Raw genomic sequence first — 16952 nt, forward strand, 5'->3', positions numbered from 1 at the left:
ATCAACTTTTTGCTATTGAAGGTTTTTGCTGCAGTGCACGGAGTATCTTGCCTATATTCTCCAACATAAAAGCATCTCGCTTGACAACATGATCAAGTGGAATGCAAGCCGGGATATTGGAAGTATCGCTCGCTAATACAACGGTTGATGTTGTGCGGTTGCGATTATCGGAATAACGGATGCCACACAACACACCAAAGGCGCTGATATCACTTAAATGGCGAGCCGTGATGATAAGGTCAAATTTCTCCAGCAGGAGAACTTCTAACGCTTTCATGCCGGTGGTGACGTGTGTTTCACGTGCATGATGCTCTTGCAGTACCTTGCGGTAGGAATGGGCAAAGGTTTTGGATGGTTCGATAACTAACACGGATAATTCACCACCAGTTGCCGTCGCTAAAGAGTCAAGGGCTTCTTGAATCGATGTGATATTCCCGCGCTCACTCGCATCCCGTACTTGCAGCAAGAGGTCAACATATCGCAAGCTATTATCGGCAAAAGGAGGAGCATAATTCCCGTGAGCAGCAGTTAACGAATTTTCCAGTGCATGACAAATAGATGTCACAATCGGCAACCCGAGTGTTCCACCTGTCCCTTTTAAACTATGTACTTTGCGGTACAGCTCATCAAAAATAACGGCATGATGCGCGGTGGGGTCTTCAAGCTTCAGCAACAACGCTTCGATTTGATAGCATTTTTCTGGAAGTTCATGCAGAAAAGAACCCGTCATTTGCAACATTAGAGCGGCGATAGCGTCGTGTCCGTTGGTCGCGCTCATACTGTTTCCTCCTTGCGGAGAGCGACACATACTTTATTTCTGCCGCTCCGTTTAGCGTCATACAAGGCACCATCAGCGGCTTCGAGAATAGAAAAATCGGGGTACTCAGTGTTCGTCGCCATGCCACTGCTCAGGGTGCAACTAAATGACAACTCATCGTGCATAAACGGGATCGCGGCAAATTTTTCGCGAATATCATTCAGAATATCGCAGGCAGCTTCAACGGTACAGTTCAGGAGCACGGCGGCGAATTCCTCCCCTCCATAACGAGCCACAATATCGGTTTTTCGTAAGCGTTGTTTTAAAAGGTGCGCTAAAGCTTTGATGACACGATCCCCCATTCCATGTCCATAGGTATCATTCACTTTTTTAAAGTGGTCAATATCGAACATGGCCACAACGAGTGGTTCTTGTGTGCGACGTGAACGCTCCAACTCTGTCACCAGCTGTTCTTTGAAATTGACGTGCTTCAGCAGTCCCGTCATGCTATCGCGTGAAATAAGGTTGTTCAGCTGCCGTGCACGCGCCACACGCGCCGTGACTGCGGCGATAAGATAATTATCAGCTATCGGTTTTGTCAGAAAATCGTCGCCACCATTCAGCATAGCCTTAATGTGCATCTGTAAATCAGTTTCAGCGGAAAGGTAGACAATAGGGACACCAAGCCACTCATCGCGCATACGCAACATGCGGGCTAACTCCGTGCCAGAATATCCTGGCATATGGATATCCATTAAAATCAATTCAGGGCGCAACTCGTCTGCCGCAGCAAAAAGTTCGGTAGGTTCAGTAACGACACCGACTTCCATGCCTGCCCGTTGTAATACCAACTGGTAATGGCAGGCCAAATCGATATCATCATCAACAATCATAACGCGATACGGAGCTACGTCACGTTGATTAAATGTTCTTTCTAAGCGATCAACCAGTTTGGGAATATCGACCGGTTTTTTAAAATATCCCTGCGCCCCGACACGAGCGGCCATGATTTGAGCGCGAAAATCATCACGATTGGAAATAAAAATGAACTCTGACGGTATTTCCCCTTGAAATAACTCGCGCCCATGCGCAAAATAGTCCGCAACATCAGCCGAAAAATCGGTATCAATAACAATTGCTTCGGGAATTTTTCCCTGTTTCAGTTCATTAAGATGTGCCGTGTACGTCAAAAAACTGGCTACCGAATAGCCGAAGTTCACTAATTCCTTTTTGAGATCGTTCGCCGTTTCAACCTGTGTTGCTAACAGATGAATGGTTCTTGTCTCCGACAGCGAAGGGGGAACACAGGCGGGCTTTTCCATTGTTTCTGGTTGGTTGACTGATTTTGCATGTTCGTGGAGTGCCGCAACGCGACTGACAAGATCATCCAGCACAGGCTTATTGACCCCATCTTGTGTGTGCAGCAGGGCTTGTACTTGCGTTTCCAGTTCACGTGCCGCTTGACTGAGCTGGGGAAATCCAAACGTTCCACCTGACCCTGCCAGCTTGTGTAACTTTTGGTGCAGCTCGCTCAAAACTGATTCAATCTCTTGGCTATCCAAAAGAGTGTTTGCTAAGGTATTCAGTGACGCTAATTCGCTGGCGAGTTTAGCCGCATAGCTTTGCTTGAGCGCCACTAATTGCTGCTGTAATTGTTCTTGGTTATCCATTTCCGCGCTCCATATGCCCCCGCCACAATTGGCGTACCGTATCAGCTAATACCATAGCGTCAAATGGTTTTGCGATCACATCAATAGCGCCAAGTGCCTTATAATGGCTTACTTCTGGCGGCTGCACTTTCGCCGTCATGAATATCACGGGGATATCTTTCGTTTCTGGGTCGCAGCGCAAATTTTCCAGTGTAGTCGGGCCATCCATTTCAGGCATCATCACATCAAGCAGAATAAGATCGGGTTGAAAGATTTTTACTATCTCGAGTGCTTTTACCCCATGTTCAGCAACGGATACGGTAAATCCGCCCATCAACTCAAGAGTCATTTTGGCAATCGTTTGAATGTCCGGTTCATCCTCAACCAAAAGAATTTTATTGAGATCAGGCACAAGAACACCTCTTATTATTTCAGGTCGGTTAACGCTTCCGGAACATGCAAATGAAATCCCTGTAAGTAATCAATTCCAAGCTCGCGCGCTGCCCGTTCCACTTCAGCAGAGTGGACAAATTCGGCAACGGTACGTAACCCGAGTTCGCGAGCCAGACGAGTAATAGCGCGCACAATAGCATGAGAGTGTTGATCGCAATCCATGTTTTTAATCAGCGAACCGTCAATTTTTACAATATCGGCCTGCATCCGCAGGATATATTCAAAGTTAGAATAGCCACTTCCAAAATCATCAATAGCGATCAGGCAACCCGCCTCTTTAGCGCGTTGGATAAAAGATTCAACCTCAGGACTTTCGATAAATGATTGACTTTCGACCAATTCAAGAATGATTCGACCCTGGAAAACAGGATCATTAGCATACTGAAAAATCATTTCCACAATCGACTCGTTATTGATGTCATCGAACGTGATATTGATCGAAAACTTCTGCTGATTCTGTCGAAAATATGCAAATAGCTTTTCCATCATTGCGGCTGAAAGTTTCCCGTAGAGTTTCGACCGTTTCGCCTGTTCTAAAAAAACATATGGGGCAATGACAGTTCCATCATTGCTCAAAATCCGCATCAGCGCTTCAATACGATATTCACCACCACTCGCAGTAGCAAATATTTTTTGTCCATACGGAATAATCGCCCCTTTGCGCAATGCCTCTCGCACCATAGCGGTCACTTCAAGTGCACGCTGGAGTTCACTTTGAATTTGCTGATTGTTGTCGTAATCAACGAACGAAAGCGTGTGCACTTTTGCATAGTGCATCGCCATATCGGCATTATGGTACGCCGCTTGACCCTGAGCGGCGGAAACTTTCACGGTTAAATGTAGCTCGTTATCGCCAATTCGGATTGGTTGGCTCTGAAAATGCTCGATAATACTGCTCGCCAGCATTTCGACATTACAGTAACACTCTACGTGCAGCTCACATTGATCAACGATGATAGCAAATTCGTCACCGACCACGCGATATAAGCGCCCGGCAGAGCCAATCAGAACACTGACTTGGCGCGCGACTTCTGCGATGACACGGTCGCCATTTTTTTGCCCATACGACTCGTTGATACTGCGGAAGCCATCGATATTCACCAGCATGAGCGCGACATTGTCCAAAAGCTCGAGGTCTTCCAGTAGTTGCACTTTATTTGGCAAGTCAGTCAGGGAATCTGTCGTTTGGCGCAGTATCACGTCCATCTGCTGAAAGAGGTCGGTAACGTCAGAACGGATGGATGTATACTCAACAAGCTGGTTGTGTTCATCGGTGATGGGGATAATTAACGATTTGACGTAATAGGCTTCGCCCGATTTCGCCCGATTCTTCGTCACACCACTCCATGTCTCACCATTTTTCAGTTTTTTCCACATCGCGCTAAAAACATGCGATGGCGTGTCGGGGTGGCGTACAATGCGGTGTGGTTGCCCGACAAGTTCTTCCCGCGAATAGCCGCTCCGTTTACAAAACTGGTCATTTGCATAGGTGATCACACCCTGAGGGTCAGCTTTAGAAACAATAAAATTATCGTCTATTGCTTGCGTATACTTATTCGTAAAACGGGTTTGCTGAAAATATTGTTCCATCGAGAGCGCCAAAGTTTTCCACTCATCGTCATGCTGTTTGAGCTGAGTGAGTTTTTCACTATTTAAGTGCTCTAACGCATGCGTCATTTGGAGAATAGGGACAACGGACATGCGGTGCAACACGAACGAGAGGATAGCCCATGCAACAAATGTTACCATGGCAAAAGAAACCATATGGATAAAATTGAACAGCTCAGGATGCAACAATGCCACCCCAAGTACGACGAAAAGGAAATAAATCGCAAATATGATGGCTACCGGCAGGGCAATTTTTGAACGGTACTTCATATCATTCCTGTGAGAGCGGGTTCTAAAGGCATATCGTGCACCGAAAAATAGTCCCCCAACGTGCCGCAGAATACGACACGCTGGGGGTTGGTAACTGTGATGTTAGCGGTTGTGTTTCCCTTTGTATCCTTTGCCTGCAGGGAGAGCAAGTCCGGTATTGCCTTTCTGCGTAAAGCGGAACTCACTAACCGTATTGCTCATTTCGACGGCTTGGCGGGAAAGGTTATCAATAGACTGCGCCGACTCTTCTGCACTACTTGCCGTCGTTTCGGCAACATTTTTTACATTCTCAATGCTTTTGGCAATTTCACCAGTAGTGATCGATTGCTCTTCGCTGGCAGCGGCCACTTGCTGGAATTGATCATTGAGCGACTTCACGACATTGACAATTGTTTGCAGTGCTTCGGCCGCCTGCGTTGCTAGTTCCGAACCACGGTCAACGCGCGACTGAGTCGCCGTCATCGTTTTATTGGTACGTGCGGCTCCATCCTGAATGGATCGGATTTTATCCGCCACCTCTTTGGTCGCATTTTGTGTTTTTTCGGCCAGTTTGCGAACTTCATCGGCGACAACCGCAAACCCCCGTCCATGCTCACCAGCACGAGCGGCTTCAATCGCGGCGTTCAGTGCCAGCAGATTTGTTTGGTCGCTGACTTCGTTAATGACCTGAATAATTTGCCCAATTTCGCTGGCACTCTTATTCAACTGGTCGATCATTTGTGTCAGTTCTACACTGGCATCCTTCACCGAATTGATCTCGCCAACCGCATTGGCTACCACTCGTTGTCCGTCAGAAGCAATGGTGTTGGCTTCATTCGCTTGGTCTGCACTTTCAGAAATCAGGCGTGATATTTCAATAACTGTCGAACTCATCTCTTCGGCAGCGCTGGCAATTTGTGCGACTGCATCCGATAACTCATTGGCACCTTCGGCCATCATCGCCGTGTTTTCGTTCAATTCTGATGCCGCGCGTGCCACATGTGAGCTTGCATTCGTAATAGTCCCGAAAGAGTCGCCAATTTGATCGAAGGTTGTATTGATCGCGCGTGTCAGAACGCCAATCTCATCGTTTCCACCTTCAGGAGCCCGTTTTGAGAAGTCTTTATGCGATGCGGCGCTCAGAATTTCAACAACCGTGTTGATTTTATTCGTCAAGGCATTTCTAAGGAAAACCACCATGAAAATCCCCATCCCGATCAACATCACAAGCGCCACACCAATCGATTTCATCGTGGCAGACAAGACGGCGGACTGCATCGGCTCAAGTTTCATAATAACTTCGTAGGCACCATGAACATCGCCAATTTTCCACCCTTCCATGGTAAATCCGAGTGGGTCAATGCCGTCGCCATCAGGATCATCAGCTTTTACGCCGTGACACAACATACAAGACTGATTCATTACAATCGGCATCATGTAGTTCAGCGTATTCGTCTCGCGATTGAAACGGTACAGCTCTGGTAAACGTTTATTTTGGATTTCGCGAATCATTTCCGCTTCAAAAGCATTGGGCTCATTCACCGGATTACGTGCCTGAAATTTGGGTACGCGGAAGGTGTAGCCGCCCTTTTCAGCGGCATCCATCGCGACACGCCACCCGGCCACAATAGGAATGGTATAATAGGCACCCATTTGGCGCAGCTCTTTCATCTTGGCTTCAAAAGGGAGATGCTTGACTTTTTCCAGTTCGCCAAAAAGCCTTTCGTCATTAAAGGCGTTATACTTTCCACGCAGATCGCCGATATAGTTCCGCGAGTTTTCCGCCATTGCCGTTATGGCACGAGCACGGTCAACCAACATTTCTTCGGCAATAGCCTCAATTTCACCACGTGCGACAAAGATAAAAACCAGAGTCATCAGCACAAAACCGATTCCGACACCTAACTGAATGCGCGAGCCGAGTGAATTAAACATACCACCTCCTCAAACGTACCGACTAAAAACCAGAATACATAAGAAATAGATACTACTCTTATTCATGAAAAAAAATCAATGGAAAGCACGTCTACTTAGCTCTTCAAACCGTAGGCTGAGGCTAAAATTTGTATTGGATGATGCCCATCTTTGCCACGTGCTAAATCTTGTATCTGCATGCGGCAGGTAGGACAGTCGGTGATACCATCGGTGCCAATTGCTGCGATAGTTTCCCCAAGATTCTTCCCGATGGCGACCGATGTCGCATAATTTTGCTTTTTCATTCCCCAACTTCCACTCATACCACAACACCCGGCTTGCAGAACATGGAATTGTAAGCCTGGAACCATGCGCAGTAAATCGACGCTGGTCGAACGAATTTTTTGCACTTTCAAATGGCAAGGGGTGTGATACGAAAAACTGGTAACCCGCTCAGGCATGGTGTACGAAAAATCGGTTTTTAGGAGATTTTCTTCGGCAAGCTTCAGGAGATATTCTGAAATGTGCCACGTATTGCGCGCCACCAAATGCGTGTCGTCATTTTCAGTTGTATAGAGCCATTCTTCTTTCAGACTTAAATTACACGAGGTACAGGTCGTAATAATGTCGTACCCTTTTTTGACATAATAGGCAAAAATTCCCGCATTTGAAATGACATCGTACCGCGCTTCTTTCGCACTCCCATTGGAGAGCTTTGGCAGTCCGCAGCAGTGTTGCTCTGGAACTTCGACGTGAATGTTATTATGCTCCAACACCCGAATGGCAGCCTTGGCAACGTCAGTCTGCATATAATTGGCGGCACATCCGGTGAAGTAGACAACTTTACGTATCGGATTCGCCAAATGGCTACGCGTACTGGCATACTTCACCGCCGTTTCCTTATGAAAGATTAATGGCGAGCGCTCTTTAGCCACACCGACCGTGGCATCCATAACGGTGCGCATCAGTGTTGTTTTCAAGAGCGGATTGACAAGAGACGCCAATGAACTGTTGAGCCGCGCCGTCCGTTCCACCGCCGTCAGTACTTTATTCTGAAACGTCTGTCCATTCCGAGCCACGTAGCGGGCTTTCGCTTCCAGCATCAGTTTCGGAATATTGACGTTGGAAACGCACTCATGATAGCAGCTTTGGCAGGTAATACATTGATCCATGATTTCTTTGGCTTCCGCCGAATACGGAAAGGTTGCGGGGTCTAGGTTCCCCTGAATCAGATGGCGCAGCATGTTGGCTTTGGCTTTGGGGGCTGCTTTTTCGTCCCGCTTCAGTTTGTACATCGGGCACATCGTCACCACCGTGTCGACCGTCATACACGTCGAACAGCCGTGGCACATTTCAATTTGGGCCTGGTAATCGGCACCCTCTTCTGCCCAATGCAGTACCGTCCGTTTCGTGTCCACCACGGGACGGTACTCGGCACCGTAGCGCAGATTGCGGGTGTCGGCTTCATCGTCAGGATTTGTTTTTACGTCAGGATTCAGTAAATGTTTCGGATCAAAAATATCTTTAATTTTTAAGAAGTAAGGAAAAAGATTCGGGTAAAGGCACTTGATATACCGTGACCGGACACGGCCATCACCATGTTCGCCACATGGCGTTCCATTTAAGCGCTCGACAACACGGAAAAGCTCCTGCGATATTTTGCGGAACTTCGCAATATCCTCGGGCTTTTTCATATTCAGAATAGGCCGGACGTGCAAAAGCCCTTTGCCGGCATGGCCATAGACGGAAAACTCAACGCCATGTCGTGCGGAACATTCATACACTTCACGGTAGTATTCGACAAGATTGTGCAGTGGAACCGCCGCATCTTCGACAAACCCGATCGCCTTCGCGTCACCCTTCAGCTTGTTCGCCAACGGAACCGCCGCCTTGCGGATTGCCCATAACGACTCCTGTTCTTGTGGCGTGCGTGCGCTATCAAAGCGGAACGCGTAGGTATTCGTTTCCATGATCTCTTTGCGTACCGCTTCGAGCAGGGCTTCGCATTCACCCAAATCGTCGCCATCAAATTCGATCATTAAAACGTTATCGAGCTCTGCGGGAAGGTTTTTATCCAGCACCGGATCAACCGCCCGCGCTTTTTTGACGAGTGAACTATCAAGAATTTCGACCGCTGCAGCACCAGAGTTGACGGCAATCACCGTCGCTTCGCCACTTGATGCAATGTCGCGAAACATTGCCATACCAAGCACCGTGTGTTTCGGAATAGGGTTCAAGCGGATTTTTGCACGGACGATTGTTGCCAGCGTCCCTTCACTCCCGACAATCAGAGGAACCAGATTGATGACTCCATCTTGGTACACGCCGCGTAAATTATAGCCGCACACGTTATAGCGAATATCAGGATACCCGATGGCAATCAAATCACGGCATTCTTCGATCGTGGCCATGACACCGCGATAAATTGCCGCTTCCAGCGTATTCGCCGTCAGAATTGATTGCATTTCTATCGAATCGACTGGCCGTGGTTTCAGATGAATTTTTTCACCGTTATGCAGCACGACTTCGAGTTCTTCAACATACTCGCCGGTGATGCCATATTTGATCGAATGCGCACCACTGGTATTATTGGCGATCATCCCGCCAACTGTGCAGTAATTGCCGCTTGAAGGATCTGGCGGAAAGTACAAACCGTACTGCTTGGCCGCTTTATTTAAATCCGCGTACCGCACACCGGGTTCAACCCACGCGTATCCCGCACGGTTGATTTCAAGAATAGCGTGACGATACTTCAGGAAATCCAACACAATGCCACAACCCAAACTTTGTCCGCCAATGGCACTTCCAGCACCACGAGCGTGAATCTGAATCCCTTTTTGTGTCGCAAAACGGAGCACATGTTGAATATCGACATCATCTTTGGGGTAAACAACCCCGAGCGGCATTACTTGGTAAATTGAAGCATCGGTAGAGAAAAGACAGCGCGTGGCTTGATCGAAATATACATCACCCTGAATCAGGCTGTTGAGCTCTTCGGCTATGAGATTTGTATCCATGCACTCTCCATCCAGTAGGAATTTTCATTGTACATATTGAACAGTCAATTCTATCCCCTCGTTCGTAGAAACTCAACCGCGAAGTGATTGTAACGCCATTCGAAACGTTTCCCCATGCACCTTTTTTCGCATTAATAATTTTACATTTACAGCGATTCATTTGAGATTTACGTGTGTTAGTATTGCACCAATTTTCTTTACTTCGTTGAAATAGGTACGGGGGTTACCACAATGGCGCAACACTACTTGGCACGTCAGCCGATTTTGGATGAAACCAATACCATTCATGCATATGAAATTCTTTTTCGCCAATCGCAAGGGATGAATCGGATGATCACGGATCATGACGCCGTCAATGAGCTGCTCATTCGCAACACATTGGGAACCTACACTCGTGAAGACCTGTTAGGGACACACCTTGGCTTTATCAATGTCGACCACACTTTTTTTCTGCGCAATTATGGCACGTTATTCCCGAAGAAAAATTTTATCTTTGAAATTCTCGGTTCTACACAAGTCACCCCCGAACTGATCGCTTGCATCGCCTCGCTCCACAGCGAAGGGCACGTTTTTGCCCTCAGCGAGTTTGTTTTTGAAGAGTGGTATATCAAGAATTTTTCACCACTCTTCCGTTATGTTTCCTACATCAAAGTAGACTTACGCAAAAACAGCATGCAGCGCATTAAACTCTTAGCGGCGAATTTCCAGAAAAAACTGGGGTGTAAGATGGTCGCGGAAAAGGTTGAAAGCATTCAAGAGTTTGCGGCATGCAAGCAAATTGGCTTTCACTACTTTCAGGGGTATTTCTTTGCGCAACCACAATTGCTCAGCAAAGAGACGGTCGACCCATCGCTGACGAAGGTGCTGAATATTATCGCCATGCTCAACAGTGATGATACCGATACCGGTGCTATTGTGAAGATATTCGAACAGTCGCCAGAACTTTCGCTTTCTTTAGTCAACTTCATGAACAGTGGCGCTTTTGGTTTACGACAAGCAATCCGTTCCATTCAACATGCCCTTACATTACTTGGCCGAAAAAAATTAGTGAGTTGGTTGACAGTGATTGCCTGCTCAGCTACCCCGAATGGCAAACGCCATCCAGCGCTGATTACCGCTTTGGTTCGTGCGAAAATCATGGAATCACTGATGGAAATGTATGAAGACGGGAAATATCGCAATACTGCCGACAGTGCATTTTTTGTCGGCATGCTCTCTTTAGTCGACGTTATCCTTAACGTCCCCAAAGCACAAGTTTTGGAAAACATCAAAGCCCATGAAAAGATTTGTCAGGCCGTATTGCAAGGCGAAGGGACTCTGGGCCTCATGCTGCAGGCGATTATTTTCTATGAAAAGGAGGATTTTGCGGCAGCAGATGGAATTATGGAAAATCTTCTCATACCAGCGAAAGCGCTGAATGAGATTGTGTTGAAAAGCTATATTTGGGCAGATGCGATACTCGCAAGCTAATAAAAACGGGCGAGGATTTCGATTCCCCCGCCCGTTCTACTGTTGCCCCTTTATACGTCGAGATTGCGTACCCGAAGCGCATTTTCGTAAATAAAATCACGCCGTGGTTCTACCGCATCGCCCATCAGCACCGTGAAGGCGCCATCAGCTTCGACCAGGTCGTCAATTGTAATTTGCAGCAACGTACGGGCATCGGGATTCATCGTTGTTTCCCACAATTGATCAGGGTTCATTTCCCCCAGACCTTTATAACGGGAGAGGTTAATCCCTTTTTTACCACGATTGATAATATAGTCCTTAAACTTGAGATACGAGCCCAACTCCACTTCGCGCTCACCATCAAGAATCGTAAATGGGCTCCGCCCCATGGTGCGACGCAGTTTTTGGTAAATCTGGCTCAGCTTGCGAACTTCTACACTCGACACCACTTTGTTGTTCATAACCACCGTCGATTCGACCCCGAGATCACGACTGGTATAGGCGATATCGAAAGAAGAGGTGTCATCATTAAATGAGATCGCAAAGTTTTCTGCCGCATGCCCATACCGCTGCACACAACTCTGCACCACTTCTTCGGCGGCCTTAATGTCACGTAGTTCAGTTTCAACCGCTACGGCATTTTTGGCTAATTCTTTGATGAAGAAAATTTCAAACCCTTTTTTGCGATAGATATGCAACAGCCGCTCCGACTCAGTAATCAAGCGGAGAAATTCCTTCATATCATCTGGTGTAAATTGTTTTCCTTCACGCTCAAACACGACATTATCGAGTGCCAGATCAATCAGGTATTCGTGAAGTTCACGCTCTGTTTTGACATAAACCTCTTTTTTCCCTTTTTGAATCTTAAACAGTGGCGGCTGCGCCAGATAGAGATACCCACGCTCAATAACTTCGCGCATTTGACGGAAGAAGAACGTGAGCAAAAGGGTCATGATATGCGCGCCATCAATATCGGCGTCCGTCATAATGATGATTTTATGATAGCGGATACGGTTAATATCAAAGTCATCTTTGCCAATACCCGTTCCCAGCGCCGTGATGATGTATTTAATTTCATCTGAAGTGAGCATTTTATCGAAACGCGCTTTTTCGACGTTCAGGATTTTCCCTTTGAGCGGCAAAATCGCCTGCGTCCGACGGTCACGCCCTTGCTTGGCAGAACCTCCTGCCGAGTCACCTTCTACAAAGTAAATCTCACTGAGCGCCGGATCTTTTTCGGAACAGTCAGCCAGCTTGCCAGGCAACGAGTTGCTTTCTAAAACCCCTTTGCGACGTGTAAGTTCGCGCGCTTTGCGGGCTGCCTCGCGAGCCCGTGCGGCACTCACGGATTTGCTGATTACCTGCTTCGCAACGTCGGGGTTTTCCTCAAGAAATTCAGAGAACTTTTCACCAAAAATTGATTCAACCACACTTTTGGCTTCCGTCGTTCCAAGCTTCCCTTTGGTTTGCCCTTCAAACTGTGGGTCTGGAATTTTAACACTGACAACGGCCGTCAATCCCTCACGGATATCCTCGCCCGTCAATGCCATCTTTTCGACGCCTTTAATCGTCGTTTTTTGCAGGTAGGAATTGACACAACGAGTCAGTGCTGTTTTAAAACCGATCAGGTGAGTACCACCATCGACGGTATTGATGTTATTGGCATAGGAGAAAATCGTTTCAGAGTAGGTGTCGTTATATTGCAGCGCAATTTCGACCACAATATCGCTTTTCTCACCAGTGATAAAAATCGGATCGGGGTGCAAAGTCGCTTTATTTTTATTGAGAAACGTCACGAATGTCCGAACGCCCCCCTCATAGAAAAACTCATGCGATTTTTCAATCCGCTCATCCGTGACAACAATCGTAATGCCCGCATTTAAAAACGCGAGTTCACGCAAGCGATTGGATAAAATATCAAAACTAAATTCAAGCGTTTCAAAAATTTCATGATCTGGGAGAAAACGGATTTTTGTTCCGGTGCTCTTCGTGTCACCAATAACAGCCAGAGGCATTTCGGGTGCGCCCCGATGGTATGTTTGACGGTGGATTTTTCCACCTCGTTTAATTTCCAATTCAAGTTCAGCCGAAAGGGCGTTCACAACAGAAATACCAACTCCATGCAAACCACCAGAAACCTTATACGAAGAGTTGTCGAACTTCCCGCCCGCGTGCAGCACCGTCATAACGACTTCCGCCGCCGAACGATTTTGCCCTTTGTGCATTTCGGTTGGGATACCACGCCCGTTATCAATAACCGTGACACTATTATCAGTGTGAATAATTACTTCAACTCGGTTACAATGTCCGGCAAGCGCTTCGTCAATGGAGTTATCAACCACTTCATACACAAGGTGATGCAAGCCAGCCGGGCCGGTTGATCCGATATACATTCCGGGACGTTTACGAACGGCATCAAGCCCTTCCAGCACTTTAATATTGTCGGCATTATAGAGTTGAGGATTGTTGTTACTTTCGGCCTGAGACATGCGTGAGCCCCTTGAGGAATTTGTAGAATTCTGAAGCGCTGAGTATAACAAAATCACCGTGCTTTTTCAATGAATTCACAGAGTTACTCTTCTATAACAACCGCACTCACCTCAAGCACAAAAGCTATGCTGCCGTCAGGGAGAATCGTCGCACCAGCAAAATACGGAACATCCTGATAGAATTTTCCTAGCGGTTTGACCACAGCTTTCACTTCCCCGTAGAGATATTGTACCAGCAAACCAATCTGTCTACCGGAATGGCGCACAACAATAATGTACTGATCCGCTTCGGCGGCTGAATATTCGACATGTAGCAGTCCACGAAGGCGCATACAGGGGAGCACAGCGCCGCGCAGGTTCGTATACCCGATTTCTTTCATTTTTCGTTCTTCAGCGGGAGATATTGCTATAGTTTCTTGAATCTGCGCTATCGGGATTACAATTTTTGTGGTGCCAACGCCAACCAAAAATGCGTCGACCACAGAGAGCGAAAGCGGAATGCGGATGGTAAAGCACGTGCCGCTCTGCGGTTCACTGGCAAGTTCCAAGTGCCCGCGCAACGCGCTAATGGTGGCGCGCACGACATCCATCCCAACACCGCGGCCAGATAACTTACTGGCGACTTCGGTCGTCGAAAATCCTTGCAAGCAGAGTATATCGAGCACTTCTCGATCGCTGAGTGCCCCTTCTGGCGATGCAATCAGCCCTTTTTGCACGGCACTTGCCACAATCCGCTCGCGCTGAATGCCCCGTCCATCGTCGCGCAACGAAATGATCACGTAGCCCGCTTCTTGCGCAGCATGTAAACGGATGATCCCTTGTGTTTGTTTTCCTGACGTTTTTCTTTCCTGTGGCAGTTCCAGTCCATGATCGAGCGCATTGCGAATCATATGCAACAGTGGGTCGTAGAGTTTATCGGCGACATTTTTTTCCAGCTCCGTCTCGCCTCCATGAAAATGGAGCTGTACTTCCTTGCCAAGCTCCGCTGCTGTGGACTGCACAATGCGTGGGAAACGGCGAAATAAGGTATGAATTGGAACCATTCGAAACGACATCGTCTTTTCTTGTACCTGCTTCGCCAAGAGTGAAATGATCCCTACCCCTTCCAAAGCGCGCTGATTACGCTGCTCACGCAGAAGCGATTCAAGCATAGCGGTAGCGGTTACCATTTCGGCGGAGAGGTCGATTAGTTCATCAAGCCGCAGCGCATCAACGCGAATAAGCCGTTTTTCCTGATTCAGCACCGCATACGCATGTTCCGCATTGGGGCGAGAGGGAGCAACAATCGGCGGGCTATCCATATCAAATCCCGCCATTTCATCTTCAGAAAGGGTGGCGATTATCGTGTTCTTGTTGGCAACGTCGTGCATCGGCACACTGTATTCCTGAATGCGCCGCACGACGTCGTCGTACTTTTGCAGCAGTGCAGCGTCTGATAGTTCAGGAGTATCCAATAATGCATTGATTAACGGAATGGCGAGTTGATGAAATTCAACCAGCAAGAGGGTAAAAGGAACGGTCAGACATACCGATTTCTGCCGCAGGGAAACAAGGAGATATTCAACACTGTGACACAGCTCTTCTAAGAGCGCAAAACCCATAATCGCGGCGGATCCTTTTAACGTATGCACCGCACGAAAAAGTTGATTCAGTGCTTCGCTATTAGCGTGATCGTCCTGCAGGCATTGCAAGGCATTTTCAATTTCTTCAAGCAGCTCGCCAACTTCTACGCTGAACGCATATCGTAGCTCCGCTTGTTCGTCCATCATTCTTGCGAAACCAACGGATTTTTATTGGAGGCATCAGCATGAAACTTCGGCGATATATTTCCCACCACAACACGGTTGCGCCCCTGGCGTTTCGCGAGATAGAGGGCATCGTCTGCCACACCGATCAACATTTCCAAGGTGTTCTCTGTACTCCCTGAATATTCGGCAACACCTATACTAACCGTAATGCGCAGATGAATATCATTATAGGTAATGATCGCACATTCAATCGCGGAACGAAGCCGTTCTGCCAATATAAAAGCATTCTCAGCCGATGTTTCTGGCAAAATACAACAAAACTCTTCGCCCCCATACCGCCCAACAATATCCACAATGCGCACCGCTTGCTGTAAGATGGTCGCCATTTCGCGCAAAACATAATCACCACATAAATGACCGTGGGTATCGTTGACCACCTTGAAATGGTCAATATCGATCATAAACAGGCAGATTGATTTACCAAACCGGCGCGCTCTGGCAATTTCTGCGGCAAGACAAGAATCAAGATGACTTCGGTTGTAAAGCCTCGTCAGATGATCGAGTTTGCTCATTTCAATCAGTCGGTGTTCGTACATGACGTAGTCAGTTGCGTCCTGAATGGTAATAAAGATCCGTGTGATGACCCCGCTCTCATCACGAATCGGCCCCGCCGTGCAATTCTGCTGCATAGCAGGAAGATATTCGGCAGAACCATGAGGATTTTTCATTGGAATCAGGTAGTGGTGAAGTTTTTGCGAAAAAGTAGAATAATTGCCGAACTGAAATACACTTTGCACAAAACGCTTAAACGCGGCGGTTTTTAATTCGGGATAAAATTCATAGATCTCTTTCCCGACAATATCCTCTTCGCGAATGCAACTATGCATCGTCATCCAACGGTTCCACGTCGTAACCCGCATTTCGCGATCTAAGACGACGATACCCATACTGATGGTGGCAAAAATCTGTTGGTGCTCAAGCATATTTTTCCAAATAGCTGGCGATAGCTTTTTTAAGCCAGTCTAACGTAATATCGTTGCTGATTAAAAAGAGGTATCCGCTTGCATTAAAGTGTTCGAGGTGAAAAACCGTCTTAAAATAAATCGCATACGAATTCTGCACTTCAAAAGCAGAATTCAGCGATGTGTGAATTTGATCTTTCACAAAAAAACGGGGTGGCGAATACGTCACAACATCATCCAGCAACTCAGCAATTTTACTGATACATGCCCCGATGACGATATTACTTACTTCAATCAATCCCTCTTTTTCAAGCACATCGACATCAGGATAATCTGCGATAATGGTGTTGCTGCTGTCAAATAACCGCAGAAGCTTCTTCCCTTCGCCATGGGGAAAGAGAAGCAGGCTTGAGCCGCTAAACTTACCACTGAAAAACTGCGTAATCATACTCATATCATTGACATCGGGTATTTCTTTGCGAATGCAGCGGAATACCTCTGCAAATGGGATGACCTGAATGACAGGCACCGTCAGCGTGACATGCTGATCAATAACATCTGAAATTCCGGCAGCCGCTTGCCCAAAAGAGATATTCATAATTTCTTGCAGAACATCCCGCTCTATTTCATTTAAGTAGCTTTTCTCTGCGTCCATCG

At 47.2% G+C, this 16952-nt stretch carries 11 protein-coding genes; 1 reads left to right on the forward strand and 10 read right to left on the reverse strand.

The window, feature by feature from the left end; translation table 11 throughout:
- Position 1: 1 nt before the first annotated feature.
- The 6 genes from P304_RS0102090 to P304_RS0102115 form a co-directional block, all read right to left on the reverse strand.
- Complete coding sequence (locus tag P304_RS0102090) at positions 2-778, reverse strand: response regulator (RefSeq protein WP_027389188.1); 777 nt, start codon at positions 776-778, stop codon at positions 2-4.
- Positions 775-2427 carry a diguanylate cyclase gene (locus P304_RS0102095; RefSeq protein WP_027389189.1) on the reverse strand — a complete coding sequence of 551 codons (1653 nt, stop codon included), beginning with the start codon at positions 2425-2427 and terminating at the stop codon, positions 775-777. Before P304_RS0102095 ends, P304_RS0102090 begins: the two co-directional genes overlap by 4 nt.
- Positions 2420-2818: a response regulator gene (locus tag P304_RS0102100; protein WP_027389190.1), complete on the reverse strand. Its 399-nt coding sequence runs from the start codon at positions 2816-2818 to the stop codon at positions 2420-2422. Before P304_RS0102100 ends, P304_RS0102095 begins: the two co-directional genes overlap by 8 nt.
- 14 nt (positions 2819-2832) lie before the next feature.
- Positions 2833-4737, reverse strand: a complete 1905-nt coding sequence (locus tag P304_RS0102105) for a GGDEF domain-containing phosphodiesterase (protein WP_027389191.1) — start codon at positions 4735-4737, stop codon at positions 2833-2835.
- Between the two features lie 102 nt (positions 4738-4839).
- Positions 4840-6651 (reverse strand): methyl-accepting chemotaxis protein, encoded by a 1812-nt coding sequence (locus tag P304_RS0102110; RefSeq protein WP_027389192.1) that lies wholly within the window; start codon positions 6649-6651, stop codon positions 4840-4842.
- 95 nt (positions 6652-6746) lie between these two features.
- Positions 6747-9647, reverse strand: coding sequence for an anaerobic glycerol-3-phosphate dehydrogenase subunit C (locus tag P304_RS0102115; protein WP_027389193.1), 2901 nt, complete (start codon positions 9645-9647; stop codon positions 6747-6749).
- Between the two features lie 231 nt (positions 9648-9878).
- On the opposite strand from P304_RS0102115, the gene P304_RS0102120 reads away from it, so the two are divergent.
- On the forward strand, positions 9879-11117 hold the full coding sequence (locus tag P304_RS0102120) for an EAL and HDOD domain-containing protein (protein WP_027389194.1): 1239 nt from the start codon (positions 9879-9881) through the stop codon (positions 11115-11117).
- Between the two features lie 50 nt (positions 11118-11167).
- On the opposite strand, the gene gyrB is transcribed toward P304_RS0102120, so the two are convergent.
- From gyrB to P304_RS0102140, 4 genes are all read right to left on the reverse strand, one after another.
- The gene (gene gyrB / locus P304_RS0102125) at positions 11168-13585 is read right to left on the reverse strand and encodes a DNA topoisomerase (ATP-hydrolyzing) subunit B (protein WP_027389195.1); all 2418 of its coding nucleotides are present in this window, start codon (positions 13583-13585) and stop codon (positions 11168-11170) included.
- An 83-nt stretch (positions 13586-13668) separates the two neighbouring features.
- Positions 13669-15354, reverse strand: a complete 1686-nt coding sequence (locus P304_RS13575) for a chemotaxis protein CheA (protein WP_051321323.1) — start codon at positions 15352-15354, stop codon at positions 13669-13671.
- Complete coding sequence (locus P304_RS13580; RefSeq protein WP_051321324.1) at positions 15351-16316, reverse strand: sensor domain-containing diguanylate cyclase; 966 nt, start codon at positions 16314-16316, stop codon at positions 15351-15353. The genes P304_RS13575 and P304_RS13580 overlap by 4 nt, the downstream gene beginning before the upstream one ends.
- Positions 16309-16950: a chemotaxis protein CheC gene (locus tag P304_RS0102140; RefSeq protein WP_027389196.1), complete on the reverse strand. Its 642-nt coding sequence runs from the start codon at positions 16948-16950 to the stop codon at positions 16309-16311. Before P304_RS0102140 ends, P304_RS13580 begins: the two co-directional genes overlap by 8 nt.
- Between the last annotated feature and the right edge of the window lie 2 nt (positions 16951-16952).

Source organism: Chrysiogenes arsenatis DSM 11915, assembly GCF_000469585.1.
Lineage (GTDB): Bacteria > Chrysiogenota > Chrysiogenetes > Chrysiogenales > Chrysiogenaceae > Chrysiogenes > Chrysiogenes arsenatis.

Excerpts from the sequence above, each read along its gene's own strand:
- P304_RS0102090 (WP_027389188.1), bottom strand. The coding sequence starts at position 778 with ATGAGCGCGACCAACGGACACGACGCTATCGCCGCTCTAATGTTGCAA.
- P304_RS0102095 (WP_027389189.1), bottom strand. The coding sequence starts at position 2,427 with ATGGATAACCAAGAACAATTACAGCAGCAATTAGTGGCGCTCAAGCAA.
- P304_RS0102105 (WP_027389191.1), bottom strand. The coding sequence starts at position 4,737 with ATGAAGTACCGTTCAAAAATTGCCCTGCCGGTAGCCATCATATTTGCG.
- P304_RS0102110 (WP_027389192.1), bottom strand. The coding sequence starts at position 6,651 with ATGTTTAATTCACTCGGCTCGCGCATTCAGTTAGGTGTCGGAATCGGT.
- P304_RS0102115 (WP_027389193.1), bottom strand. The coding sequence starts at position 9,647 with ATGGATACAAATCTCATAGCCGAAGAGCTCAACAGCCTGATTCAGGGT.
- P304_RS0102120 (WP_027389194.1), top strand. The coding sequence starts at position 9,879 with ATGGCGCAACACTACTTGGCACGTCAGCCGATTTTGGATGAAACCAAT.
- gyrB (WP_027389195.1), bottom strand. The coding sequence starts at position 13,585 with ATGTCTCAGGCCGAAAGTAACAACAATCCTCAACTCTATAATGCCGAC.
- P304_RS13575 (WP_051321323.1), bottom strand. The coding sequence starts at position 15,354 with ATGATGGACGAACAAGCGGAGCTACGATATGCGTTCAGCGTAGAAGTT.
- P304_RS13580 (WP_051321324.1), bottom strand. The coding sequence starts at position 16,316 with ATGCTTGAGCACCAACAGATTTTTGCCACCATCAGTATGGGTATCGTC.
- P304_RS0102140 (WP_027389196.1), bottom strand. The coding sequence starts at position 16,950 with ATGGACGCAGAGAAAAGCTACTTAAATGAAATAGAGCGGGATGTTCTG.